Source organism: Micromonospora sp. WMMD1102, assembly GCF_029626265.1.
GTDB lineage: Bacteria > Actinomycetota > Actinomycetes > Mycobacteriales > Micromonosporaceae > Plantactinospora.
Genome location: NZ_JARUBN010000001.1, coordinates 7,087,998 through 7,112,796 on the forward strand (window position 1 = coordinate 7,087,998; position 24,799 = coordinate 7,112,796).

19 protein-coding genes and 1 pseudogene are annotated in these 24,799 nt (G+C 72.4%); 8 read left to right on the forward strand and 12 right to left on the reverse strand.

The window, feature by feature from the left end; genetic code table 11:
- Window positions 1-87 precede the first annotated feature (87 nt).
- The 4 genes from eccE to rarD all read left to right on the forward strand — a co-directional run bounded on the left by eccE (window position 88) and on the right by rarD (window position 4,177).
- Window positions 88-1,962 carry a type VII secretion protein EccE gene (gene eccE / locus O7626_RS32125; protein WP_278064757.1) on the forward strand — a complete coding sequence of 625 codons (1,875 nt, stop codon included), beginning with the start codon at window positions 88-90 and terminating at the stop codon, window positions 1,960-1,962.
- A gap of 117 nt (window positions 1,963-2,079) precedes the next feature.
- Complete coding sequence (locus tag O7626_RS32130) at window positions 2,080-2,466, forward strand: phage holin family protein (protein WP_278064758.1); 387 nt, start codon at window positions 2,080-2,082, stop codon at window positions 2,464-2,466.
- A 218-nt stretch (window positions 2,467-2,684) separates the two neighbouring features.
- Window positions 2,685-3,245, forward strand: coding sequence for a GNAT family N-acetyltransferase (locus O7626_RS32135; protein ID WP_278064759.1), 561 nt, complete (start codon window positions 2,685-2,687; stop codon window positions 3,243-3,245).
- Window positions 3,245-4,177: an EamA family transporter RarD gene (gene rarD, locus O7626_RS32140; RefSeq protein ID WP_278064760.1), complete on the forward strand. Its 933-nt coding sequence runs from the start codon at window positions 3,245-3,247 to the stop codon at window positions 4,175-4,177. The genes O7626_RS32135 and rarD overlap by 1 nt, the downstream gene beginning before the upstream one ends.
- A 49-nt stretch (window positions 4,178-4,226) precedes the next feature.
- Here the strand turns inward: rarD and O7626_RS32145 are convergent, their stop codons facing one another.
- Window positions 4,227-5,405, reverse strand: coding sequence for a glycosyltransferase (locus O7626_RS32145; protein ID WP_278064761.1), 1,179 nt, complete (start codon window positions 5,403-5,405; stop codon window positions 4,227-4,229).
- Window positions 5,402-6,493, reverse strand: a complete 1,092-nt coding sequence (locus O7626_RS32150) for a glycosyltransferase family 2 protein (protein WP_278064762.1) — start codon at window positions 6,491-6,493, stop codon at window positions 5,402-5,404. The genes O7626_RS32145 and O7626_RS32150 overlap by 4 nt, the downstream gene beginning before the upstream one ends.
- Before the next feature lie 320 nt (window positions 6,494-6,813).
- Here O7626_RS32150 and O7626_RS32155 point away from each other — a divergent pair, with 320 nt between their 5' ends.
- The gene (locus tag O7626_RS32155; RefSeq protein ID WP_278064763.1) at window positions 6,814-8,412 is read left to right on the forward strand and encodes a glycosyltransferase; all 1,599 of its coding nucleotides are present in this window, start codon (window positions 6,814-6,816) and stop codon (window positions 8,410-8,412) included.
- Between the two features lie 45 nt (window positions 8,413-8,457).
- On the opposite strand, the gene O7626_RS32160 is transcribed toward O7626_RS32155, so the two are convergent.
- Complete coding sequence (locus tag O7626_RS32160) at window positions 8,458-9,156, reverse strand: TetR/AcrR family transcriptional regulator C-terminal domain-containing protein (protein WP_278064764.1); 699 nt, start codon at window positions 9,154-9,156, stop codon at window positions 8,458-8,460.
- A 90-nt stretch (window positions 9,157-9,246) separates the two neighbouring features.
- Between O7626_RS32160 and O7626_RS32165 the strand changes: the two are divergent.
- Window positions 9,247-10,853, forward strand: a pseudogene (locus tag O7626_RS32165) (ATP-binding cassette domain-containing protein).
- Window positions 10,854-10,920: 67 nt separating this feature from the next.
- On the opposite strand, the gene O7626_RS32170 reads toward O7626_RS32165, so the two are convergent.
- The 4 genes from O7626_RS32170 to O7626_RS32185 form a co-directional block, all read right to left on the reverse strand.
- On the reverse strand, window positions 10,921-11,412 hold the full coding sequence (locus O7626_RS32170; protein ID WP_278064765.1) for a cellulose binding domain-containing protein: 492 nt from the start codon (window positions 11,410-11,412) through the stop codon (window positions 10,921-10,923).
- 203 nt (window positions 11,413-11,615) lie between these two features.
- The gene (locus O7626_RS32175) at window positions 11,616-12,203 is read right to left on the reverse strand and encodes a DoxX family protein (RefSeq protein ID WP_278064766.1); all 588 of its coding nucleotides are present in this window, start codon (window positions 12,201-12,203) and stop codon (window positions 11,616-11,618) included.
- 187 nt (window positions 12,204-12,390) lie between these two features.
- Window positions 12,391-13,086 carry a zf-HC2 domain-containing protein gene (locus tag O7626_RS32180; RefSeq protein ID WP_278064767.1) on the reverse strand — a complete coding sequence of 232 codons (696 nt, stop codon included), beginning with the start codon at window positions 13,084-13,086 and terminating at the stop codon, window positions 12,391-12,393.
- Window positions 13,083-13,607, reverse strand: coding sequence for a sigma-70 family RNA polymerase sigma factor (locus O7626_RS32185; RefSeq protein ID WP_278066415.1), 525 nt, complete (start codon window positions 13,605-13,607; stop codon window positions 13,083-13,085). Before O7626_RS32185 ends, O7626_RS32180 begins: the two co-directional genes overlap by 4 nt.
- A gap of 354 nt (window positions 13,608-13,961) precedes the next feature.
- On the opposite strand from O7626_RS32185, the gene O7626_RS32190 reads away from it, so the two are divergent.
- Entirely contained in the window at window positions 13,962-16,091 is a 2,130-nt protein-coding gene (locus tag O7626_RS32190) for a PhoX family phosphatase (RefSeq protein WP_278064768.1), read from the forward strand.
- A 142-nt stretch (window positions 16,092-16,233) separates the two neighbouring features.
- Here O7626_RS32190 and O7626_RS32195 read toward each other — a convergent pair whose 3' ends face one another.
- The gene (locus O7626_RS32195; protein WP_278064769.1) at window positions 16,234-17,016 is read right to left on the reverse strand and encodes a helix-turn-helix domain-containing protein; all 783 of its coding nucleotides are present in this window, start codon (window positions 17,014-17,016) and stop codon (window positions 16,234-16,236) included.
- Window positions 17,017-17,168: 152 nt separating this feature from the next.
- Between O7626_RS32195 and O7626_RS32200 the strand changes: the two genes are divergently transcribed.
- On the forward strand, window positions 17,169-18,497 hold the full coding sequence (locus O7626_RS32200) for an MFS transporter (RefSeq protein ID WP_278064770.1): 1,329 nt from the start codon (window positions 17,169-17,171) through the stop codon (window positions 18,495-18,497).
- A gap of 57 nt (window positions 18,498-18,554) precedes the next feature.
- Here the strand turns inward: O7626_RS32200 and O7626_RS32205 are convergent, their stop codons facing one another.
- From O7626_RS32205 to nuoL, 4 genes are all read right to left on the reverse strand, one after another.
- A complete protein-coding gene (locus O7626_RS32205; protein WP_278064771.1) occupies window positions 18,555-19,598 on the reverse strand; it encodes a polyprenyl synthetase family protein in 1,044 nt (347 codons plus the stop codon).
- 66 nt (window positions 19,599-19,664) lie between these two features.
- On the reverse strand, window positions 19,665-21,224 hold the full coding sequence (gene nuoN / locus O7626_RS32210; RefSeq protein WP_278066416.1) for an NADH-quinone oxidoreductase subunit NuoN: 1,560 nt from the start codon (window positions 21,222-21,224) through the stop codon (window positions 19,665-19,667).
- 34 nt (window positions 21,225-21,258) lie between these two features.
- The gene (locus O7626_RS32215) at window positions 21,259-22,794 is read right to left on the reverse strand and encodes an NADH-quinone oxidoreductase subunit M (protein WP_278064772.1); all 1,536 of its coding nucleotides are present in this window, start codon (window positions 22,792-22,794) and stop codon (window positions 21,259-21,261) included.
- A gap of 85 nt (window positions 22,795-22,879) precedes the next feature.
- On the reverse strand, window positions 22,880-24,796 hold the full coding sequence (gene nuoL, locus O7626_RS32220; protein WP_278064773.1) for an NADH-quinone oxidoreductase subunit L: 1,917 nt from the start codon (window positions 24,794-24,796) through the stop codon (window positions 22,880-22,882).
- Between the last annotated feature and the right edge of the window lie 3 nt (window positions 24,797-24,799).

A 24,799-nucleotide genomic window follows, 5' to 3' on the forward strand; every position in this document is an offset into this window, starting at 1 on the left:
CGGTTGGTCCGGCCCATACGATAGGCCCCTGAGTGAATCGCGGGGGGCGGGCCCACGGCCGACGCCCATCCAGGGGAGGCTATCGCGGTGACGGTAACTGCGGCAGACAACCGGACCCGGCCCACCGGCACCCCGGGCAGCCGGATCGACCGGTCGCCACCGGCGCCACTGCCGGCGTCCTCCACACCGACCCGGTCCGGCCTGCTCGGGGTCCGGGCGGGGCAGGTGGTGGCGTTGCAGGTGGCGCTGGCAGTGGTGCTGGCCGCCGCCGGCCAGGGCCCACTGCTGCTCGTCGGGGCCGCGCTGCTGGCCCTCGCCCTGGTGCTGCTGACCTGGATCCGGCTGCGTCGACGCTGGCTGTTCGAGTGGATCAGCATCGGGATGCGCTACTCGTCCCGGCAGCGGACCCTGGCGCAGGCCGCGCCGCCGGAGGCCCTCCTGGACATGGTCAACCCCGGAGCCGTGGTGCTGCCGGTCGACCTGGCCGGCGACGCCGCCTGCATGGTCAGCGACGCCTACGGCCTCACCGCCGTACTCGAGCTCGGCGACCAGGTCGGCATGCTCGCCGACGCCCCGCAGTCGCTGCTCTCCCCGGCCGGGCTGCTGCCGGCGGCCAGCGCCGAGACCCCGCCGATGCGGGTGCAACTGGTGCTCACCGGTGCCCCGGCTCCGACGCTGGCCGCGGGCGGCGGCACTCCGGCGACGTCGTACCGGCAGCTCACCGACGGGCGGCTGCTCGGGCACGAGCGGGCCCTGCTCGCCGTCCGGGTGCTGCGCGCCGACGGCTGGTCCGACGAGGACCTGCGGCGGGCACTCTCCAGCGCGGTACGCAAGGTCCGCCGCCGGCTCGCCCCGGTGCCGACCCGGGTGCTCGGCGAACGCGCCGCGCTCGGCGTACTCGCGGAGACGGTGCACCACGACGGCGCGCAACCGGCCCGGGAGAACTGGCAGGGGGTCAGCGTCGGCGGGCTGGTGCAGACCACCTTCCGGCTGCGTCGCTGGCCGGACCTGCGCGCCGAGGCCGGGCGCCGCTTCGTGCCCCGGCTGCTGGCGCTGCCGGCGACCGCCACCACGGTCTCGGTGAGCGCCGGGCCGTGGGCGGGCGGCGGCACCGACAACGTTCGGGTGGACGTCACGGTACGGCTGGCCGCGCCCACCCCGCAGGCACTCGGCACCGCCGTGCAGGCGCTGCGCCGGCTGCTCTCCGCCGAGCACGCCGTCGCCCGCCGGCTGGACGGCGAGCAGCTCGACGGGGTCGCCGCCACCCTGCCGCTCGGCGTGCTGGGTGCCGGCCCGACCGCCCCGGCACCGGCCACCACGCTGCCGGCATCCTCTGTGGACTCGCTCGACCTGCCGATCGGGCTGGCCGGGCTGATGCTCGGCGCCAACCGGCACGGCGCGGCGGTGGTCGCCCGGCTGTTCCGGGCCGAGACCACCCGGGTGGTGCTGATCGGCGGGGTACGCGCCGCGCAGCTCGTCGCGCTGCGGGCGATGGCGCTCGGCGCCCGGATCGTGGTGCAGACCGCCCGGCCGCGCGCCTGGGAGCCGTTCGTCCGGGGGGCCAGCGGGCCCGGCTCGCCGATCGCGATGATCCCGCCGGGACGGCCGGTCGGCGGCCCGCCCGGCACCCAGCTGCACCCGCTGCTGGTGGTGGTCGACGTCGGTCCGGTGGCGGCCGACTCCCAGCCCGGACCGGGCTGGCAGACCAGCCTGGTCGTACGCGACGAGCTGGCCCCGGTCGACGTGGACGCGGTCTCCCGGGCCGACCTGGTGGTGTTGCAGCCGCTCCGGCCGCACGAGGCGCAACTGGCCGGGCTGGCGCTCGGGCTGGGCGACTCGGCGGACTGGCTGACCCGGATCCGGGCCGACATGGTCGGGGTGATCAACCGTCGGGTGCTGCGCTGGGCGCTGCTCTCGGCCACCCCGATCGAGTCCCAGCTGATCGGCCCGCCGGCCCGCTGACCGGCGTCGGCCGGACCAGCGGCGGCCGGACGGGTGGGGGTCGGACCGGTGGCGGCCGGGGATCCGGTGGCCGTTTGATCTGGGCTGACGTGGGATCACGTGGCACCATCTGCGGGCATGGGTTTTCTGAAGGGACTTCTCGTCCGGCTCGCCGGCACCGCCCTGGCCTTCTGGCTCGCCACGCTGATCATCCCGGGGATCTCCCTGGACACCGACTCGATCGGCGGGGCGGTGGGCACGCTGCTCCTGGTGGCGGTCATCTTCGGGGTGGTCAACGGCGTACTCCAGCCGATCATCAAAACGCTCGGCTGCGGGCTCTACCTGCTCACCCTCGGCCTGATCGCGCTGGTGGTGAACGCGCTGCTCTTCATGCTCACCGGCGCCATAGCCGGCGGGCTCGGCCTGCCGTTCGAGGTGGACGGCTTCTGGCCGGCCGCAGTGCTCGGCGCACTCTTCGTGAGCCTCGTCACCTGGCTGCTCGGCCTGGTGATGGACCGCGACTGAACCGCCCGACCTGCTGACGACCGCGACCGAACCGCCGCGCCCCGGTCCGGCGCCCTCCGGGTGCCGACCGGGGCCGGTCCCGTCCGGCCGGAGCCCGCCGGCCCGGCCGGGGGCAGCCCGCGGTCGGTGTCGAGGTGACGTTCGGCGGCCCGGCGCGTCGGACCACTGGTCGGGAATTGGCTCGGGCCGGCGAGGACGGCCGGGGATAGCGTCGTGCCGTGCTGACCTTGACACGGGACGACGGGTACGAACTCTGCACCGATCCCCGGCGGGTGGACGTCGACCGGGTGCACCACTGGCTCGCCACCGACGCCTACTGGGCACTCGGCCAGCCCCGGGAGACGCTGCTCCGGGCCATCGACGGCTCGACCGTCTACGGCGTGTACGCCCCGGACGGCGGCCGGCAGGTGGCGTTCGCCCGGCTGGTCACCGACGGGGCGACCTTCGGCTATCTCTGCGACGTCTACGTGGATCCGGCCGCCCGGGGCAGGGGGCTGGCCCGCTGGATCGTGCGTACCGTCCGGGAGGATCTCGACCGCCGGGGCGCACGCCGGATCCTGCTCGCCACCTGGGACGCACACGGCGTGTACGCCGAGGTCGGCTTCACCCCGCTGGCCGACCCGTCGCAGTGGATGGAACTCAGGCTGCGCCAGGCTTCCGCCGCCCCGGCGCCGCAGCCCGATCCGCTGACCCCGCCCGGCCCGGTGACCCCGCCCGGCCCGGTGACCCCGCTCACCGGAAAGGACTCTGATCCGGGTCAGCCCCTTACGCTGAGCTAATGAACCAGGTGCGGCGCGGGTACCTCTACGGGCTGGGTGCGTACACCCTGTGGGGGTTCTTCCCGCTCTACATCCGGCTGCTGAAGCCGGCCGGGCCGATCGAGATCCTGGCCCACCGGGTGGTCTGGTCGGTGGTCTTCGTCGCGCTCCTGCTCGCCGTGCTGCGCAACTGGGGCTTCCTGCGTGAACTGCGGCACCGCCCGGGCAAGCTCGCCGGGATCGGGCTCGCCGCCATGCTCATCGCGGTCAACTGGGGCGCCTACATCTACGGCGTCAACTCCGAACGGGTCGTCGAGACCGCGCTGGGCTACTTCATCAACCCGCTCGTCGTGGTGCTGCTCGGGGTCACCGTGCTGCGGGAACGGCTGCGGACGCCCCAGTGGGCGGCGCTCGGCATCGGCGGTGTCGCGGTCGGCGTACTCACCGTCGACTACGGGCGGCTGCCGTACATCGCGCTGACCCTGGCGGCGAGCTTCGGCGGGTACAGCCTGGTGAAGAAGCGGCTCGGGTTGCCCGCCGCCGAGGGGATGTTCATCGAGTCGGCGGCGCTCACCCTGCCGGCGCTCGGCTACCTGGGCTGGCTCAGCTGGCGCGCCGAGTCGAGCTTCGGACAGGTCTCCGCCGGGCACACCGCCCTGCTGATGCTGGCCGGCGCCGCCACCGCCATCCCGCTGCTGATGTTCGCCGGGGCGGCGAACCGGCTTCCGCTGACCGCACTCGGCATGTTGCAGTACCTGGCGCCGATCCTCCAGCTGGCTTTCGGCGTACTCCTCTTCCACGAGCCGATGCCACCGGCCCGGCTGGCCGGCTTCGGGCTGGTCTGGCTGGCCCTGGTGGTCTTCACGGTGGACGCGATCCGCAACGTCCGGCGGTCCCGGGCCGCGCTGCTCTCCGCCACCCCCGAACCGGCCGCCGCCACCGCCGCCCGCTGACTCGGCGTCCGCTCGGCCAGGGAGCTACGCCGGCAGCCGGATCAGCCAGCTACGCCGGCAGCCGGGTCCGGCCCGCCGGCTGGCCGGGACGGCCGGCGGCGACCGACTCGTAGAGCTCTTCGAGCAGCCGGGTCTGCCGGTGCAGGTCGAAGTGTTCGGCGACGTGCCGGCGGGCCGCGCCGCCGACCCGGGCACGCAACCCGTCGTCGACGAGGAGCTGCCGGATGTTGCCGGCCAGGGCCGCCCGGTCGCCCTCCTGGCCGAGCAGTCCGGTCCGGCCGGGCAGCACCGCCTCCGGGATTCCACTGTGGTAGGTCGAGACCGTGGGCAGGCCCAGGCTGGCCGCCTCCAGGATCGTCGTCGGCAGGCCCTCGGCGTCCCCGTCGGCGGCGGTCTTCGACGGCGAGACGAAGACCCTCGACTCGGCCAGGTGGCGGGCGACCGCCGACGGCTCCTGGGCGCCCAGGAAGGTCGCGTCCAGCCCCAGGGCGGCGGCCCGTTTCCGGATCGGCCACTCCAGCGGTCCGGAGCCGATCAGCAGTACCCTCGGCCGCCGGTCGGCCAGGGTGCCGAGCGCCTCGACCAGGTCGTCGACGCCCTTTTTCTCGACGAACCGGCCGACGAAGGTCACGTCCCAGCGCTTCGGCACGTCCGGCACCTCCGCCGGGACGGGTACCCCGGTGTGGTGCACCCGCACCTTGCCCGGGTCCGCGCCTGCCGCGATCGCCCGGTCCCGGATGAAGCCGGAGACGGCCAGGATCAGCGCGGCCCGGTCGAAGACCTGACACAGGTTGCGCCGGTAGCGGACGCCGCGCAGTCCGGGCGCGTGCGGCTGCCGCGTCACGTCGTAGCCGTGCACGGTCACCACCAGCGGCACGCCCAGCTGTTCGGCCGTCCGGCTGATCAGCCAGCCGTCGTTGCCGAAATGCGCGTGCACCACCGACGGTCGCAGCCCGGCCAGCAGCCGCCGCAACCTCGGCGACTCGCCGGTCAACCGGAGTCGCAGGAACGCCTGCCGGTCCCGCCCGCCGTCCGGATAGGCGATCACGTCGGTCTCGGCGGCCAGCGGCGAGTCGATCCGGGTGGCGCCGAGGAACCTCGGCTGCCAGCGCGGCAGCGCGAGACCCTGGTTGCGGACGAACGTCTCGGAGCCGGCGAGCAGGCCGCTACGCCAGATGACCACGGTCGGCGCCGGGTCGGCACCACCAGATGGCATCGGGGTGGTCACGCGCCGATCTCGCTGGGACGCCCGGCGTCACCCGAAAGCCGCCGGCCCGCGCCGACCGGCTGCCGGACGGCGGCCGTACCGCCGCTGACCGACGGGCCGGCGCTGACCGACGGGCCGCCGACGGCTGCGGATTCGGTCGGCTGGGCGGCGACACGGCCGGGCTTGCGCAGGATCCGGTCCCGCAGGGTACGCCGCAGCTGCGGCGGGATCAGCCAGATCTGGGCGAACGCCAGATAGTCGAAGATGCCCGGCTGGCCGTGCCGGCGTGCCTCCCGCAGCAGGGTGCCGAACGCCGCCGCGCTCCGGGTCGGTGCCGCCATCGAGCTGATCACGCTCATCGTCAGTGCAGCGTACGCCCGGCGGGTCAGCAGCGGCCGGCTCCGCCGGAGCCAGTCGAGCTGCTCCTCCCAGACCGTGTCGAAGGTGACCCGGGGCCGGTCCTCGTCCTGGTGCCAGATCACCAGCGGCTCGGCGGCGTAGACCAGGTCCACGTCGGCGTGGTCGAGCGCCCGGAACGTCCAGTCGAGTTCCTGGAGCCGGCGCAGGCCGACGGCGAACGGCACCCGGCGGAACAGCTCGGTCGGGGCCAGGATGGTCGAGGTCTGGATGAAGCCGTCGCCGTGGAACAGCCCCCGCCGCAGGGTGAGGTACTCGGTCAGCGGCTCGCCGGGCGCCGGCAGCCGGCGCGGCATCACGAACTCGGCCCGGGGCGTCCGGTTGTGCAGCCGGCAGGCCACGATCGGCATCGCCACCCGGGCGCTCCCGGCCAGCTCCAGCTGGACCGCGAGCTTGGTCGGCAGCCACTCGTCGTCGTCGTCCAGCAGGGCGGTCCAGTGGGCCCGGGCGACGCCGACCCCGGCGTTGCGGGCGTTCGGCGCCCCGCCCGACTCGGGCAGCACCAACACCCGGAGCCGGTCGTCGCCGATCGCGGCGAGCGCGTCCCGGGTGGCACCGTCCGGACCGTCGACCACCACCACGACCTCGAGATCGGTCACGGTCTGCGCCAGTACGCTGCGGACCGCGCGGGTCACCAGGTCCGGCCGGCCACGGGTGGGGATCACAACACTGACGTGGGGGGTGGATGACATTTTGACCCGCTAACTCGTCGGGGGATCCGATGCCGGGGCGATACCGGACGTGAACACTATTTGCCGGGCGCGGATTCGCGGGTTAATTCGAGGCGGAGAATGCGCGTACATTGGCCGGTCGGGAGCCGACCGCAGGGTGTCCCGGCCGGCTCGGCGTGGCTTCGGCGAATCGGGTGAACACGGAATGAACAACCACGACCTACGGGCACGGCTGGTTGTTGGCGTACACTTCCGGCGATTCAGGGAAGGCCCGGGAAGTCGAACAGATGAATTCGAGGAATCGGGTTGGTGAACCGGCGGAAAATGGAGGGTGACGCCCGATGAACGCACCGGACGTCAGCGTGGTGGTGCCGGTCTACAACACCATGCCCTATCTGACCCGGTGCCTGGACTCACTGGTCCGGCAGACCATCGGACTGTCCCGGATGCAGGTCGTCGCGGTGGACGACGGCTCGACCGACCGCAGCGGTGCCGAACTCGACCGGTACGCCGCCCGGCACCCCGGCACCTTCACCGTGCTCCACCAGCCGAACTCGGGCGGCCCGGCCGGCCCGTGCAACCAGGGCCTGGACGCCGCCACCGGCCGGTACGTCTTCTTCGTCGGCGCCGACGACCACCTCGGCCCGGAGGCGCTGGAGCGGCTGGTCGCCGCCGCCGACGCCTGGCAGTCCGACGTGGTGCTCGGCAAGGTGGTCGGGGTGAACAGCCGGCACATCTACCAGGACATCTTCGCCCGCAACGCGGTCGACGTCGACCTCTTCGACTCACCGCTGCCCCGCTCGCTGGCCAACACCAAGCTGTTCCGCCGGGAGCTGCTCGACCGGCACGGCATCCGTTACCGCGAGGAGATGCGGATCGCCAGCGACCTGCCGTTCACCCTGGAGGCGTGCTACCGGGCCCGGCGCATCTCGGTGCTGGCCGACTACGAGTTCTACTACGCCGTACGCCGGTTCGGCGCCACGAACATCACCTATCTGAGCCGGCACCTGGAACGGCTGCGTACCGTCGAGGCGAACCTGGCGTACGTGGCCGAGCTGATCGAGCCGGGCAAGCGCCGGGACGCGATCATGGTGCGCCGGTTCGACCACGAGGTCGCCAAGCTCGTCGAGGACGACCTGCTCCGGCTCGACCGGGACAGCCAGCAGGCGGTGCACGCCGGGATCGGGCGGCTGGTGGCGGAACACCTGACCGGGGAGATCGCCGACCAGTTGGGCGCGGAGACCCGGATCAGATTGGCGCTGACCCGGGACGGCAGCCTGGACGACCTGCTCGCGGTGGTCCGGCAGGACGCCGAGGTGGGTGTGCCGGCGACGGTGGTCGAGGGTGGGCGGCGGTATGCGGCGTACCCGGGGTTCCGGGACCCGGCGCGCGGGCTGCCGGACGCGTGTTTCGAGGTGACGGCGGTGCCGGAGTGGCCGGCCAAGCTCGACGCCACCGGCTTCGGCTGGGAGGAGGACGAGCGCGGCGAGCGGGTACTGACGATCACCGCGTACTCGCCGCTGCCGGACCTGGCCGGTGCCGGTGGCGACCCGCTGACCGTCAGCGCCGAGGAGGTCCCGGCCGAGACCGTGGTGCTGGCCCGGGGCGATGCCGGAAGCAGCGTACGGATCAGGTTCCGGGCCGCCGACCTGCTCGCCGCCGCCGTCGCGACCGGCCGGCGCCGGATCGTCTCGGCCCAGTCGGGGCCCTTCGACCCCGACCGGGCACTCGGCGCGAACAGCGCGGCCGGCGCCGGTGGTGCGGCGGCGCTGCGGGCGCCCCGGCTGGACCGGCCGGTGCCGCTGCTGCGCCGCCGGGGCGCCCGGCTCTATCTGCTCACACCGACCCGGGACGAGTCCGGCCGGCTGATGATCTCCGTCGTGCCGGTAACTCCCGGCCGGGTCACCGCCCGGCTCCGCCAGAAGCTCCGCCGCCGCTGACCCGTCGCGCCGGCTGACCGGCGGGTCGGCAGGCCGGCAGGCGGGTTAGTCACGGGCAGGCGCCGTCGAGCCGGCAGGCTGGTCGGCGGGCAGGCCGTCGAGCAGGTACGCCAGTCCGCGCCGGAAGGTGTCGTCCTCGTCCCGGTCGTCCAGGTGCCCGGTCTCGGCCAGGGTCGGATAGCGGTCCCGCCGGGCGGCGAGGTGCTCCCGGGCGGCCTGCCGCGACTCGGGATCGGCCACCTGCTGCCAGGACGACAGCGTGACGGCGGCCCCGATGACATAGTTGGCCAGCGCGTGCGTCGCCGCACTCAGGTCCGGCTCGACCAGCCCGGCCCGGCGCAGCGTGGACTGGAGAAACTCGGTCCGGGTCAGCACGTTCGGCCCGAGCAGCGGGCGGCCGATCAGCGCCGCCGACCAGGGGTGCCGGAGCATCGCCGCCCGCCAGCCGAGCAGCAGCGCCTCGACGTCCCCCCGCCATTCGCCGGCCGTCGCCGACGGTTCGGGCAGGGCCACCTCGCCGAAAATCTGGTCCAGTGCCAGGTCGAGGACGTCGTCCTTGTTCGTCACGTGCCAGTAGAGCGTGGTCGAGCCGGCGCCCAGCCGCTCGGCCAGCCGGCGCATGGTGAGCCCGGCGACACCGTCGCGGTCGAGCAGGTCGATCGCTGCCGCGACGATCCGGTCCCGGTGCAGTGGCGGGCCGCTGCGGCCCGGTGAGCGCGGAGGTCGCAGCCAGACACCTGTCATGCCGGCGAGTCTAGCCCGACGTTCGAGCACTAGACCAACGTTCTAGACTCTAGAACGTTGGTCTAGTGACTCGGTCGGTCGGAGGCAGTCGTGGCACACGTCGAGGTCAGGAACCTGCACCACCGGCTCCCGGACGGGCGCCCGCTGCTCGACGACGTCTCGTTCCGGGTCGCCGACGCCGCCACCGCCGCCCTCGTCGGCCCGAACGGCGCCGGCAAGACCACGCTGCTCAGGCTGGTCGCCGGAGACCTCACCCCGACCGCCGGGGAGATCGTCACCTCCGGCGGACTCGGCGTGATGCGCCAGTTCATCGGTACGATCCGCGACCACCGCAGCGTCGCCGACCTGCTGCTCTCGGTCGCCCCCGACCGGATCCGCGCCGCCGCCGCCGAGCTGACGGCGGCCGAACGCGCGGTGCGGGAACGCGACGACGAGCCGAGCCAGCTCCGCTACGCGCACGCCGTCACCGAGTACGTCGAGGCCGGCGGCTACGACCTCGAAGTCGTCTGGGAGGCGGTGACGACCGAGGCGCTCGGGCTGCCGTACGCGCGGGCCGCCGGGCGGGACGTCAACACGCTCTCCGGCGGGGAGCAGAAACGGCTGGTGCTGGAGGCGCTGCTCCGGGGCCCCGACCGGCTACTGCTGCTCGACGAGCCGGACAACTACCTCGACGTACCCGGCAAGCAGTGGCTGGAACGGCAACTGCGGGCCAGTACCAAGACCGTGCTGCTGGTCTCGCACGACCGGCAGCTGCTCGCCGAGGCGGCCGACCGGATCGTCACCGTCGAGGACCGGCAGGTCTGGGTGCACGGCGGCGGCTTCGCCAGCTATCCGGCCGCCCGGCGGGACCGGATCGACCGGCTCGACGAGCGGCGGCGACGGTGGGCGGACGAACACGCCCGGCTCCGGCACCTGGTACACACCGCCCGGCAGCCGCCCGCAACGACGCGCTCGCCTCGGCGTACCGGGCGGCGCGGAGTCGACTGGACCGGTTCGAGTCGGCCGGACCGCCGACCCGACCGCCGAAGGAGCAGAACGTGCGGATCAGGCTGCGCGGAGGTCGTACCGGCAAACAGGCCCTGATCTGCCAGCAGCTCGAACTGTCCGGTCTGATGCGCCCCTTCGACCTGGAGGTCTGGTACGGCGAACGGGTCGCCGTACTCGGCTCCAACGGCTCCGGCAAGTCGCAGTTCCTCCGGCTGCTGGCCGGGGCCGACCAGGTGGCACACCGGGGTTCGGTACGGCTCGGCGCCCGGGTCGTACCCGGACTCTTCGCGCAGACCCACACCCGCCCGGACCTGTACGGCCGCACCCCCGCCGACATCCTGACGACCGGGCACGCCCTGCTCCGCAACGACGCGATGGCGGCGCTGGCCCGCTACGAGATCGCGCCCGCCTGGGACCAGCCGTTCCAGAGCCTCTCCGGCGGCGAACAGGCCAGGTTGCAGATCCTGCTGCTCGAACTGGCCGGGGCGACCCTGCTGTTGCTGGACGAGCCGACCGACAACCTCGACCTGGCCAGCGCCGACGCGCTGCAACGCGGCCTGGAGGGTTTCGCCGGCACGGTGCTGACGGTCACCCACGACCGCTGGTTCGCCGCGCACACCGACCGCTACCTGCTCTTCGGTGCCGACGGCCGGGTGGTCGAGACCGACGAGCCGGTCTGGACGGAGAGACGGGTCGAGCGTCCGCGCTGAGACGTGGCGTGGCCACCGCCGTCTCGATCACCGGCCCGTACCCGCGCCGCGCTGACCGGTCGGCGGCTCAGCCGAGTGAGCAGGGCGTCCCGTTGAGGTTGAACGAGGACGGGCTGTCGGTGCCACCGGTGTGGGTCGCCACGAACCCGATGGCGATCGCGGCGCCCGGCCCGATGACGACGTGGTCGTCGAGGCCACGGGCCGTGACCTTGCCGCTGGACGGCGAATACACCGCGTTCCAGCCGGTGGTGATCTCCTGTCCGGCGGGCAGCGGGAATTCCAGCACCCAGGAGGTGATCGCGGTCGCGCCGGTGTTGGTGACGGTGATGCTGCTCGTCAGGCCGGTGTCCCAGGTGTAGACCGAGTAGCGGACGACACACGCGCCCCCGGTCGGCGGCGGCTCGGTCGGCGGCGGCGGCTCGGTCGGCGCGGCGGTGCCGGCCAGCGGGGCGGTGCCGGGTGGTGCAGCCGAACTGGCCGTGACGTCGGCGCCGCCCAGGGCGACGGCCAGTGTTACGGCCGTCGCGGTGACACCGAGAACGCTGCTCGTCAGTCTCATGATGGCTGCGATTCCTCCGGGGATCGGCGCACGGCAACGCGGCGGCACGAGAGGCGTCGGTCGCCGCCGAGTGTCCGGCTCGCCTCGTGAGCCCCAACGCTAATCGATCACTTTCGATTGTCAAGGCGCGGGCCGGCCGGTGCCGCGACAGTGACCTCGCGGACCGTGGGGGGTACGGTCCGCGAGGCGATGCGAGGAAGCAGTCAGATCGTCCAGCGGTGCCGCTGTACGAAGGGCAGCCGCGCCCAGACCCGCCCCAGCCCCCAGGTGTGCCCGGCGTACGTCGCGGCGAGCACCACAAGCACCGCCGCGTAGACCAGGTGGTAGTCCATGAACGGGTTGGTGGAGCCGGTCGGTTCACCGGTGCTGGTGTGCTGGGCGATCGGGAACTCCGCGAACCACATCAGCACCATCATCAGCGCACCGGCCCCGGCGGCGATCCGCAGGCCGATGCCGGCGATCAGTGCGACGCCGACACCGAGCAGGCCGAGCATGAACAGCCAGTTCGCCCACCAGGTACCGGCGATGCTGTGCGCCACCGACTCGAACGGTCCCACCGAGACGTGCGAGAGGAAGCCCTCGGTCGGCGAGCCGCCGTTGATCCAGGCCCGGGCGCCGGGCGTGGAGTAGCCGAGGCCGAAGGTCTTGTCCAGGAAGGCCCAGAGGAAGACGAAGCCGGTCGAGATGCGCAGTACGGCGAGCGCCTTGGCGCCGGTCTTGCTCAACATCGCGCCGGGCGAGTCGACCCGCTCCAGCGTCGAGATCGGGCGGGTGGAGTGGCGGGTGGTCATCGTGGCCTCCGAGGTCGACCCTTGTGCGGTCCGTTGTCCTGACACCCATCACTCTGCTCGGCAGGGCGCCGGGGCACCCGGGTCCGAGCGCCCGAACCGCCGGGCCCAAGGTCCCGCCCGACCCTCGGGACCAAGGTCCCGAGCGCCCGCTCCTGCCGGCGCAGGGCCAGAAAGACGGCGCAGGGGTTTACGGGACGTCGTAGGCGAGCAGCGGGGTGTTGTCGTAGCGGAGGAGTTCGAGCCGGATCAGCTCCGAGCGGGTGAACCGGGTGACTCCGGTGAAGGTCGCGTCGTCGCCGGGCGCGGCGAGCCACGAGCCGATCTGCTCCGTCTCGCCGTTCGGGCCGTGCGCCACCAGCCGGAACGTGTACGCCTTCGTGTAGTCCCTGGTCTTCGCGTACTGGCAGCGCATCGTGACCAGGGTGCCCCAGCGCGTACCGTCGAAGCCGATCTCGGCGCTCACCGGCACGTTGCCGTGTACCGGCTGCATGGCGACCATCCGCACCTCGACACCCGTGCCGGAGTCCCCGCCCCCCACCACCGGCACGGCCACCCCGAACCCGAGCACGGCGGCCAGCGCGGCGGCGACCAGGGCGAGTACGCCGGTCCGGAGCCGGCCGCGCCGCCGCTCCCGTCGCTGTCGGGCCCGCGCCTCGTCGAGCAGCTTCGGCAGCCGCTCACCCGGGCCCGACGGCTCGGCGATCCGCTCCAACCCGGCCGGGTCCAGCCGCCCCAGCAGTCCCGGCAGCACGGCGATCTCGGCGACCGCCTCCCGGCAGCTCGGGCAGCCGGCCAGGTGCCGCTCGTACCCGGCCCGTTCGGCGGGTGACATGGCACCGAGCACGTACGCCCCGTCGTCGTGGGCGTATTCGCAGTTCGTCACCCGGTCACCCCCATCTCCGCCAGGACCAGTCGCAGCGACCGCAGCGCGTAGTGCGTCCGCGACTTCACCGTCCCCGGCGGTACGCCCAGCCGGGCCGCCGCCTCGGTCACCGACCGGCCCTGGTAGAAGCACTCCACCAGTACCTCCCGGTGCGGCGGGGAGAGCCGGTTGAGCGCCTCCGCCACCGTCCACGCCTCCACCGCCCGGTCCGTCTCATCGACCTCCTGCGGCGGCTCGGGTAGCTCGTCGGTGATCACCTCACCGATCCGGGCGCTGCGCCGCCGCCACGCGTCGATGGACAGGTTGCGGGCGGTGGTGAAGAGCCAGCCGCGTACCGATCCGAGGCTCGGGTCCAGTGCCGCCGGATGCCGCCACGCCCGCAGCAGCGTCTCCTGCACCAGGTCCTCGGCCCGCTGCCGGTCACCGCCGACCAGCCGCAGGGCGTGTGCCAACAGCGCGTCGCCGTGCTCGTCGTGCATGGCGCGCAGCAGTTCGGCGTCCTGGTCGTCCTGGTCGCTGATCTCCGGTGCCTCCCGCCCGTCCGGCTGCCTGCCTGCCTGTACTCCCCGATCCGCCTCGACTTCCGATCCACCCGGCTTCTGGATTCACGCATACCGGGTCCGGGCGGTTCAACCCCGCCGGGCCATCGACCTGCCGGGCAGCGCAGGTCGGTCTGCCGGCCAGCCCGGTGTCGGTCCGACGGGTCACCCGGGCCGGAACCGGGCCGCATCCCGCTGCTGTTCACCGGTGGTTCATCCGGGGGCCGGGCGCTGATCACGGCGCGCTCCTAGCGTCCGGCAGGCACGCGCCCTCGTGCGCATTACCCGAGGCGTCATGGGCGCGCATCCGGAACATCGCGAGGAGGCACCATCCCCATGACCGAGCGACCTCGGCTACTCCCCCTGCTCGGCCCGGCGGGCCACGGTGGGCGCGACACCATGACCTGCATCTACCGTTGCGGAAACGCCTGCGCGCACCCGGTGCCCAACGAGTCCGACAACCCGTACTTCGGTGACGTCGTCTCCGCCGAGGTGAGCCGGCGCGGTGTCGTCCGGGCCGGCGCGGTCGGCGCCCTGGTGCTCGGCCTCGGTGGTGCGGCGGCCGGCGCACTCGCCGGCTCCCCGGCGCTGGCCGCGCCCCGGAACGGCTCCGGCGGCACGCTGCCCGAGGTGGACAGCTTCACCCCGGTCCGCCGGCCCGGCAACGCGGCGCTCACCTTCAAGCCGATCCCGCCGAACAAGCTCGACTCCCTGGTGGTGCCGAACGGGTACGACCACTCCGTGGTGATCCGCTGGGGCGACCCGGTGCTCCCCGGCGCACCCGAACTGGACGTGCACAACCAGACCGCCGCCGGGCAGTCGCAGCAGTTCGGCTACAACAACGACTTCGTCGGGGTACTCCCGCTGGACCGCAAGGGCGAGCGGGCGCTGCTGGTGGTGAACCACGAGTACACGAACGAGAACCCGATGTTCCCGAACTTCACCACCTTCGACGCGATGAGCGTGCAGCAGATCCAGGCGGCGATGGCCGCGCACGGGCTCTCGGTGGTGGAGCTGGAGCGGGTCGGCGGGACCGGCGACTGGAGGCCGGTCCGCAAGGGCAGGCTGAAGTACAACCGGCGGATCACCGCGCACTCGACGACGTTCGAGTTCACCGGCCCGGCGGCCGGCTCGGCCTGGCTGCGGACGGCGGCCGACCCGAAGGGCCGGACCGTGGTCGGCACCCTGAACAACTGTGCCGGCGGGATCACCCCGTGGGGCACGGTGCTCTCCGGCGAGGAGAACTTCAACCAGTACTTCGTCGGTGCCGACGCCGCCCCGGAGGCGCTCAAGCCGAAGCTGGCCCGGTACGGCATCAGCACCACCGCCCGTTACCCCTCGGACAGCCGCAAGTGGGAGCGGGCCGACGAGCGTTTCGACCTGGCGAAGCACCCGAACGAGGCGCACCGGTTCGGCTGGGTCGTCGAGGTGGACCCGTTCGACCCGGAGTCGAAGCCGCGCAAGCACACCGCGCTGGGCCGGTTCAAGCACGAGGGCGCGAACGTCATCGTGGCGAAGGACGGCCGGGTGGTGGCCTACATGGGCGACGACGAGCGGTTCGACTACCTCTACAAGTTCGTCTCGGACAAGAAGTTCAAGAAGGGCGACTCCTGGACCGCCCGGGAACACAACCTCACCCTGCTGGAGTCCGGCACCCTCTACGTGGCGAAGCTCGACTACACCAGCGCCGCCGAGATCGACGGCTCCGGCAAGGTGCCGAGCGACGGCGCGTTCAACGGCCGGGGCAGGTGGATGAAGCTGGTCCGGGGCAACACCTCGTACGTACCCGGGATGACCGCCGCCGACGTGCTCACCTTCACCCGGCTCGCCGGTGACGCGGTCGGGGCGACCAAGATGGACCGTCCAGAGGACGTCGAGCCGAGCCAGCTGACCGGCAAGGTGTACGTGGCGCTCACCAACAACACCAACCGGGGGGTCGGGACCAACCCGGCCGCCGACGAGGCGAACCCGCGCACCAACAACAAGCACGGGCATGTGCTGGAGCTGGTCGAGGACCGGAACGACAACGCCTCGGAGAGCTTCGCCTGGTCGGTGCCGATCGTCTGCGGCGACCCGGCCGACGCGTCGACGTACTTCGCCGGCTACGACAAGAGCAAGGTGTCGCCGATCTCCTGCCCGGACAACGTGGCGTTCGACGGCTCGGGCAACCTCTGGATCTCGACCGACGGCAACGCGCTGGGCGGCAACGACGGGCTCTTCGCGACCGCGATCGAGGGTCCGGAGCGCGGGCACCTGAAGCAGTTCCTCACCGTGCCGGTCGGCGCGGAGACCTGCGGGCCGTTCATCACCACGGACAACCGCTCGGTCTTCGTCGCCGTACAGCACCCGGGTGAGATCAGCGGGGCGTCGCTGGAGAACCCGGCGTCGAACTGGCCGGACGGCGACTTCGCCAAGCCGGGTGTGGTGGTCACCTGGCGGCTAGACGGGGACGTCGTCGGAAGCTGAGCACCGCCTCCTCAGTGGTCTCCTGCTCCCCACGGTCGGCAGGGGAGCAGGAGACCACGTCCGCTTTCCGGGTCGGCCGGGTCGGGTCGGCGGCCGAGGTGCTCGACCCGTCGGGTTCGGGTTTCGGGTCGGCCGGGGCGGGTCAGGTTTCCGAGGCGAGGGCGTCGGCGACGGTCCGGGCCACCGCCAGCAGCTTGGCCCGGACCACCCGGGCCGAGGTCATCATCTCGGCGGCCGGCAGCGCGCAGGCGAGTACCACCCGGCGTTCCATGTCCTTGTCCGGGGTGACGAGCACCCCCGCACAGGCCACGCCGTGCCGGAACTGGCCCAGTTCCAGGTGCATCCCGCGCCGGTCGCCGGCCGCCAGGTCCGCCTCGAAGGCGTCGGCGGCGACCAGGGTCGCCGAGGTGAACGGCCGCATGCCGTACTCGCGCAGGTAGCGGAACCGCTGCTCCGGGGTGAGGGTGGCCAGCAGCGCCTTGCCGAGCGCGGTGGCATGCGCCCCCTCGTCGAAGCCGGGCACCAGGTCTTCGAGGTACGGCGACCGGGAGCCCTCGGCCACGGCGGTGACCGCCACCTGCCCGCCGACGAACCGGCCGAGGTAGTGGCTGTACCCGGTGTCCGAGGCGGCCCGGCGCAGTGACTCGCCGACCGCCGGTGGTCCACGGAACGCGGTGACCAGTTCGCGGTACCGGTCCGCCACCTCCAGACCGACGATGTACGTGCCGTCTTCGCGCCTGATCACGTAGCCCTCGTACGCGAGTGTGCGCACCAGGTGGTAGGTGGTGGCGACAGTCAACTCGCAACGCCGGGCAATCTGTTTCACGGTCAGGCCCCTCGGTGCCCGTCCGACCGCTTCGAGCACGCGCAAGGCACGCGACACGCTGCGGATCAGGTCCGAAGGTTCCGCCAAGGGGTCGCGCACAACCACCTCCGCCGCCGGGGACTTACAGAATATGAAAAACCGGGCGCCTGCGAAATGCCCGATCGGATTGAGGATGCCAGATCTACGGCGACCGTGCGTGCAGCCACGGACACGAACGGTTCATACGGGCGGCTCGCGTAGGCTCGTCCCAAATGGCCGATCTAATCGAGAACACCCCAGAGGCCGTAACCTCCGGCCGGCCCACTCGTACCGTGCTCGCCGCCACCGCCGTCACGGTGGCCGGGGTACTGCCGGTCTTCCTGATCGGCGGACTCGCGGTACAGCTCGGTGCCGAACTGGACTTCTCCCCCGCCGGGCTGGGGCTGGCCGTCGCCGTCTACTTCGGGGTGAGCGCGCTCGCCTCCGTCCCGTCCGGTGCCCTCGTCGAGCGGTACGGCCCGACCACGGTGGCCCGGGCCAGCCTGCTGCTGGTCGCCGCGACCATGCTGGCGGTGGCCGCCGTGGCCCGCTCCTACCCGGTACTGCTCGTCCTGCTGGGCGTGGTCGCCCTGGCGAACCCGCTGGGCCAGATGGCCAGCAACGCCACTCTGGCACACCGGGTGCGGCCCGGCCGGCAGGGACTGTCGTTCGGGATCAAGCAGGCAGCGATCCCGGCCGGCACGCTGCTGGCCGGTGCCGCCGTACCCGCGGTGGCGCTCACCGTCGGCTGGCGCTGGGCGTTCGTCGCCGCCGCCCTCCTCGCGCTGGCCGTGCTGCCGGTCGTACCCACCGGTCCGGCGCCGACGGTGGACCCGGCGCGGCGGCGCGGTGAGCGGGCCGCCGGGGCGCTGGCCGTGCTCGGCGTGGCCGGCACCCTGGCGGCCGGCTCCGCGAACGCGCTCGGCACCTTCCTGGTCGACTCGGCGGCCGTCCGGGGGCTCTCCCCCGGGCTCGCCGGGCTGCTGCTGACCCTCGGCGGCGCCGTCTGCCTGGTCGCCCGGGTGCTGATGGGCTGGCTCGCCGACCGCCGCTCCGGCGGCCACCTGAACACCGTCGCCGCGCTGCTCGTCGGCGGGGCGGGCGGGCTGGCCCTGCTGCACCTGGCCGCCCCGCCGGCCCTGGTGACCGGCGTGGTACTCGCCTTCGCCCTGGGCTGGGCCTGGCCCGGGCTGCTCAACTTCGCCGTGGTCCGGCTGCATCCGCAGGCGCCGACCACGGCCACCTCGATCACCCAGACCGGGGTGTACGCGGGCGGCTGCCTCGGCCCGCTCGGCCTCGGCACCCTCGCCGACCACCTCGGGTACCCGACGATGTGGCTGGTCGCGGCGACCGCGATGCTGCTCGCCGCCGGGCTGATGCTGACCGGCCGCCGGATGCTGCTCCGCGCGCTGCGCCGCCGGGCCGCGCAGGACCCGCCGCCGGCACGGGAAGACCCGGCTACGCCGGCCGACGACAAGCCAGCGCCGGTCCCGACACCCCGCCAGCCGGTGCGGTGGGCAGTAGGGCGCAGAACGTCCCTCAGCCGGTGCGGTCGGCGGTGAAGTCGCGGGGCGTCCCTCTGAGCCGGTGCGGTCGGCGGTGAAGTCGCGGGGCGCCCGTCAGCCGGTCCGGTCGGCGATGAAGTCGCAGAGCGATTCGAGGGCCTGCCGGGAAGGGGTGTCGGGGAGCGGGGCGAGGCGGGAGCGGGCCTCCTCGGCATAGCTGCGGACCGTCTCCCGGGCCCGCTTCAGCGCCGGGGACTCGCGGAGCAGCCCGAGCGCCTCGGTGTGCAGGGCGTCGTCGGTGACCGGGCCGGCCGAGAGGATCTCGCGCAGCCGCACCGAGGCGGCGTCGCCGTCGTCGGCGGCGAGCGCGTACAGCACCGGCAGGGTCGGCACGCCCTCCCGCAGGTCGGTGCCGGGGGTCTTGCCGGACTGCACCGACTCGGAGGCGATGTCGAGCAGGTCGTCGGAGAGCTGGAAGGCGACCCCGATCGTCTCGCCGTACCCGGCCAGCGCCTCGATCTGGGCCGGCTGGGCGCCGCCGAACATGCCGCCGAACCGGGCCGACGTGGCGATCAGCGAGCCGGTCTTCTCGGCGATCACGCTCAGATAGTGCCCGACCGGGTCGGCGTCGCGCGGGCCGACCGTCTCGGCGATCTGCCCGTGCACGAGCCGGGCGAAGGTCCGGGCCTGCAACCGGACCGCCTCGGTTCCGAGGTCGGCGGCGATGTCCGCGGCCCGGGCGAAGAGATAGTCGCCGACCAGGATCGCCACCGAGTTGCCCCACCGGGAGTTGGCGCTCTGCGCGCCCCGGCGCACCGGCGCCTCGTCCATCACGTCGTCGTGGTAGAGCGTCGCCAGGTGGGTGAGCTCCATCACCACCGCCGCCGGTACGACGTGTGCGGCGGTCGGATCACCGAACTGGGCGCCGAGCACCACCAGCAGCGGCCGGAACCGCTTGCCGCCCGCGTCGACCAGGTGCCGGGCAGCCTCGCCCACCATCGGGTCGGCGCTGGCCACGTTGGCGCGCAGCTCGTCCTCGACCGTGGCCAGCACGCCGGCCACCGATGCTTCCAGACGGGCATCCGCGAACTCGAGCCCGATCGTGTCGAGCCCGAGACCCGCCATGCCGCCAGCCGTTCCCCCCACGCCTTCAACCATGCCACACCCGCCGGCCGACCCCCGGTCTGGGGCGGTTGCGCTCGGTGCGGGCGTGGGGGAGACCGGTCATCGGACGAATTCGGCGGCGCCGTTGGCGAGATCCAGCAGCGGTGCCGGTGCGACCCCGAGCACCAGGGTGGCGACGACGCCGATCATCAGCGCCGCCGTGGTCAGCCCGCCCGGCAGCGACACCGCCGGGGTGGACTCGCCGGGCTCGGAGAGCCACATCAGCACCACGACCCGCAGGTACGGGAAGGCCAGGACCATGCTGGTCAGCACACCGGCGATCACCAGCCAGGCCTGCCCGGCGTCCAGGGCCGCCCCGAAGACCGCGAACTTGCTGGTGAACCCGCTGGTCATCGGGATGCCGGCGAAGGCCAGCAGCAGGAAGGTGAAGATCCCGGCATAGAGCGGGGACCGCCGGCCCAGCCCGGCCCACCGGGACAGGTGGGTCGCCTCGCCGTCGGCGTCCCGAACCAGGGTCACCACGCCGAACGCGGCGAGCACGGTGAAGCCGTACGCGACGAGGTAGAACATCGTGCTGGACAGGCCGTCCTTGGAGATCACCAGGGCGCCGACCAGCAGGTAGCCGGCGTTCGCCACCGAGGAGTACGCCAGCAGCCGCTTGATGTCGGTCTGGGTGACCGCCAGCACCGCCCCGACCAGCATGGTCAGCACCGCCACGGCACCGAGCACCGGGGTGAAGTCCCAGCTCGCCCCGGAGAACCCGACGTGCAGCACCCGGAGCAGACCGCCGAACGCGGCGACCTTGGTGCAGGCGGCCATGAAGCCGGTGATCGGGGTCGGTGCGCCCTGGTAGACGTCGGGGGTCCAGACGTGGAACGGCGCAGCCGCGATCTTGAACAGCAGGCCGATGGAGAGCAGCGCCAGCCCGGCGAAGAGCAGCACCTCGCTGGCACCCGAGTCGGTCACCGCGGCCCGGATGGTGGCGAAGTCGACCCCGCCACCGGAGTTGCTGCCACCGGCACCGACCGTGAAGCCGTAGACCAGCGCCATGCCGAAGAGGAAGAACGCCGAGGCGTACGAGCCGAGCAGGAAGTACTTCAGCGCCGACTCCTGGCTCAGCAGCCGCCGGCGCCGGGCCAGCGCGCAGAGCAGGTAGAGCGGCAGCGAGAACGCCTCCAGCGCGATGAACATCGTCAGCAGGTCGTTAGCGGCGACGAAGAGCAGCATGCCGGAGACGGCGAAGAGGGTCAGCGGGTAGACCTCGGTCGCACCGCCCTCGTCGGCCGCCTGCCGCTGGTCCTCCGGCGACCCGACGGTGACCGCGGCGTGCGCGACGAACGCGCCGCCACGCTGCACCGACCGCTCGCCGATCAGCATCAGCGCCATCGCGGACAGCACCAGGATCGAGCCCTGGAGGAAGAGCGTCGGGCCGTCGACCGCGACCGCCGCGCCGGCGGTGACCAGCCGGTCCCGCGCGTTCAGCACCACCGCGACCAGGGCGCCGGTCACCGCCAGCAGGCCGAGCACGAGCTGCGTGTAGTGCCGGCTCTTCCGGGGGACGAACGCCTCGACCAGGATGCCGAGCACGGAGGCTCCGAAGAGCACCAGGATCGGTGCCAGAGCCGCGTAGTCGATGTCCGGCAGCTTGAGATCCATTATCGGACCTTCCTTACGTACGCGACTGGCAGCCGGCTCACCGGTGTGCCTCCTGGACGGTGCCCACCGTCGGCGCCGGGTCCTGCTTGCCGAGGTCCTGTTCCATGGTGGCCTGGACGGCGGGGTTGATGACGTCGGTGACCGGCTTGGGATAGAAGCCGAGCAGCAGCAGCAACGCGATCAGCGGGGCGACCACGACCTTCTCCCGCACCGACAGGTCCCGGCGCATCCCCTCCACCCCGGACAGCGCCGGGTTGAGCGTGCCCTGGGTGGTCCGCTGGATCATCCAGAGCACGTACGCGGCGGCCAGGATGATCCCGACGGTGGCGATGATCGCGACCGGCTTGTTCACCGTGTAGGTGCCGATAAGCACCAGGAACTCGGAGATGAACGGCGCCGTGCCGGGCAGCGCCAGCGAGGCGAGACCGGCGAAGAAGAACACCCCGGCGAGCAGCGGCACCAGCTTGCCGGCGCCACCGAAGTCGGTGATCAGCGCGGAGCCGCGCCGGGCGACGAGCATCCCGACGACCAGGAAGAGCAGGCCGGTGGCGAGGCCGTGGTTGACCATGTAGAGCACCGCACCGGTGCCGGCCTGGGTGGTGAAGGCGAAGAGCCCGACCCCGATGAAGCCGAAGTGCGCGATCGAGGTGTAGGAGACCAGCCGCTTGAGGTCGTTCTGCCCGACCGCCAGCAGGGCGGCGTAGATGATCCCGATCAGCGCCAGCGCGATGGCGTACGGGGCGAACCACTTCGACGCCTCGGGGAAGAGCGGCAGGCAGTACCGCAGGATGCCGAAGGTGCCGACCTTGTCGAGTACCCCGACCAGCAGTGCGGCGGCCCCGGCCGGCGCGGCACCACCGGCGTCCGGCAGCCAGGTGTGGAACGGGAAGAACGGCGCCTTGATCGCGAAGGCGAGGAAGAAGCCGAGGAAGAGCCAGCGCTCGGTGCCGGTGGAGATGTCCACCTGGGTAAGCGCCTGCCAGTCGAAGGTCTTGCCGCCGACCACCCAGAGCCCGATCACCGCGGCCAGCATGAAGAGGCCGCCGACCAGCGAGTAGAGGAAGAACTTCACCGCCGCGTACTGCCGCTGGTGGCCGCCGTAGCTGCCGATCAGGAAGTACATCGGGACGAGCATTACCTCGAAGAACACGTAGAAGAGGAAGACGTCGGCGGCGGCGAAGACGCCGATCATCGTGCACTCGAGGAAGAGCAGCAGCGCGAAGTAGACCGGCACGGACCGCTTCGACTTCTCCGCGTCGTGCCAGGAGGCGAGGATCACCAGCGGGACGAGCAGGGCGATGAGCATCAGCATGACAAGCGCGATGCCGTCGGCGGCGAAGGTGAAGTTCACCCCCCAGCGCGGGATCCACGAGTACGACTCGCGGAACTGGAACCGGTCGCCGCCGGCGGAGAAGGCGACCCACATGAGGACGCTGAGCACGAGTACGCCGAGCGACCAGCCGAGCGCGATCCGCTTGGCCAGCTCGCCCCGGCTGGCCGGCAGGAAGACCACCACCAGCGCACCGACCAGCGGCGCGACGGTGAGCACCGAGAGGAAGGGGAAGTCGGACATTATTCGGCCTTACCTCCGTCGTGGGTGCCCGATCGGTCGAGGTCGCCCGGCCGGTACGGTACGGCGGCCGGTGGGTTGCGGTCGGTCACGCCAACCACCCCAGTTGGACCGCCAGGAACGCCGCCACGACCAGCACGGCGCCGGTGAGGATGGACGTCGCGTACGACCGGACGAAGCCGGTCTGTAGCCGGCGCAGCCGGCCGGATCCGCCGCCGACCCCGGCGGCGAGCGCGTTGACCAGCCCGTCGATGCCCCGGTTGTCCAGGAAGACAAGTGCCCGGGTGAGGAAGACGCCCGGCTTCTCGAAGACCGCCTCGTTGAAGGCGTCGGTGTAGAGGTTGCGCCGGGCCGCCCGGACCACCGGCCCGGCCGGCTGCTCCTGCAGGGCGGTGCCGTTGCGGAACAGCAGCCAGGCCAGGCCGGCGCCGAGCACGGTCAGGCCGAGCGAGAGCACGGTGATCACGGTGTGCGAGAGCACCGGCTCGTGGTGTTCGCCGTGTCCGAGCACCGGGGTCAGCCAGCTGGCGACCGGGGTCGCCATCAGCCCACCGGCGACCACCGAGCCGATGCCGAGCAGGATCAGCGGAACGGTCATGACCAGCGGAGACTCGTGCGGGTGGTCGATGTCCTCGGTCCACCGCTTCGGCCCGTGGAAGGTGAGCACGAAGAGCCGGGTCATGTAGAAGGCGGTCAGTCCGGCGCCGAGCAGGGCCGCACCGCCGTAGAGCCAGGCGGTCCAGTCGTCCCGGGCGAACGCCTCGACGATGATCGGCTCCTTGGTGAAGAAGCCGGAGAACGGCCACATGCCGATGATCGCCAGCCAGCCGAGCCCGAAGGTGATCCAGGTGATCTTCATGTACTTCGCCAGCCCGCCGAACCGGCGGATGTCCACCTGGTCGGACATGCCGTGCATCACCGAGCCGGCCCCGAGGAACATGTTGGCCTTGAAGAAGCCGTGCGCCAGCAGGTGGATGATGGCCAGCGCGTACGCCCCGCCGCCGAGACCGACGCCGAGGAACATGTAGCCGATCTGGCTCACCGTCGACCAGGCGAGCACCCGCTTGATGTCGTCCTTGGCGGCGCCGATGACGCAGCCCATCAGCAGGGTGAGCGCGCCGACGCTGACCACGACCGTCTGGAGCGTCGGGTCGAGCGAGAAGATCGGGTTGGACCGGGCGATCAGGTAGACGCCGGCGGTCACCATCGTGGCGGCGTGGATCAGCGCGGAGACCGGGGTCGGGCCCTCCATCGCGTCCGGCAGCCACGCCTGGAGCGGGAACTGGCCGGACTTGCCGGCGGCGCCGAGCAGCAGCAGCAGGCCGAGCACCAGCACCGTACCGCCGGCGAGCTGGCCGGCGCCGTTGAAGACGTCGGCGTACTGCGTGCTGCCCAGGGTGGCGAACATGATGAAGATCGCGATCGCCAGGCCGGCGTCACCGACCCGGTTCATCAGGAACGCCTTCTTGCCGGCGGTGGCCGCGCTCGGCCGGTCCTGCCAGAACGAGATCAGCAGGTACGACGCCAGACCGACGCCCTCCCAGCCGACGTAGAGCATCACGTAGTTGTTGCCGAGCACCAGCAGCAGCATCGCCGCGACGAACAGGTTGAAGAACCCGAAGAACTTCCGCCGGCCGGCGTCGTGCGCCATGTAGCCGACCGCGTACACGTGGATCAGGAAGCCCACGCCGGTGATCAGCAGTACGAAGACCGCGGCCAGCGGGTCGAAGAGCAGTCCGAAGTCGACCCGCAGGTCCCCGACCGCGATGAAGTCCCAGAGACTCAGCTCGACCGAGCGGTTCGCCAGGCCCCGCAGCGCGAAGAAGTAGGACAGGCCGAGCCCGAAGATGGCGCCGACGCTGGCCACGCCGAGCCAGTGCCCCCACCGGTCGGCACGCCGGCCGAGCAGCAGGAGGATGGCCGCGCTGACCAGCGGGATGGCCACCAGCAGCCACACGCTGCCCAGCAACCCCGTGGCGTGGGCGTACTCCACAGAATGTTCCACTGA

Bases quoted from the DNA above. Each gene is read 5' to 3' on its own strand.
- O7626_RS32130 (WP_278064758.1), top strand. From the start codon at position 2,080: ATGGGTTTTCTGAAGGGACTTCTCGTCCGGCTCGCCGGCACCGCCCTG.
- rarD (WP_278064760.1), top strand. From the start codon at position 3,245: ATGAACCAGGTGCGGCGCGGGTACCTCTACGGGCTGGGTGCGTACACC.
- O7626_RS32150 (WP_278064762.1), bottom strand. From the start codon at position 6,493: ATGTCATCCACCCCCCACGTCAGTGTTGTGATCCCCACCCGTGGCCGG.
- O7626_RS32155 (WP_278064763.1), top strand. From the start codon at position 6,814: ATGAACGCACCGGACGTCAGCGTGGTGGTGCCGGTCTACAACACCATG.
- O7626_RS32160 (WP_278064764.1), bottom strand. From the start codon at position 9,156: ATGACAGGTGTCTGGCTGCGACCTCCGCGCTCACCGGGCCGCAGCGGC.
- O7626_RS32170 (WP_278064765.1), bottom strand. From the start codon at position 11,412: ATGAGACTGACGAGCAGCGTTCTCGGTGTCACCGCGACGGCCGTAACA.
- O7626_RS32175 (WP_278064766.1), bottom strand. From the start codon at position 12,203: ATGACCACCCGCCACTCCACCCGCCCGATCTCGACGCTGGAGCGGGTC.
- O7626_RS32190 (WP_278064768.1), top strand. From the start codon at position 13,962: ATGACCGAGCGACCTCGGCTACTCCCCCTGCTCGGCCCGGCGGGCCAC.
- O7626_RS32200 (WP_278064770.1), top strand. From the start codon at position 17,169: ATGGCCGATCTAATCGAGAACACCCCAGAGGCCGTAACCTCCGGCCGG.
- O7626_RS32205 (WP_278064771.1), bottom strand. From the start codon at position 19,598: ATGGTTGAAGGCGTGGGGGGAACGGCTGGCGGCATGGCGGGTCTCGGG.
- O7626_RS32215 (WP_278064772.1), bottom strand. From the start codon at position 22,794: ATGTCCGACTTCCCCTTCCTCTCGGTGCTCACCGTCGCGCCGCTGGTC.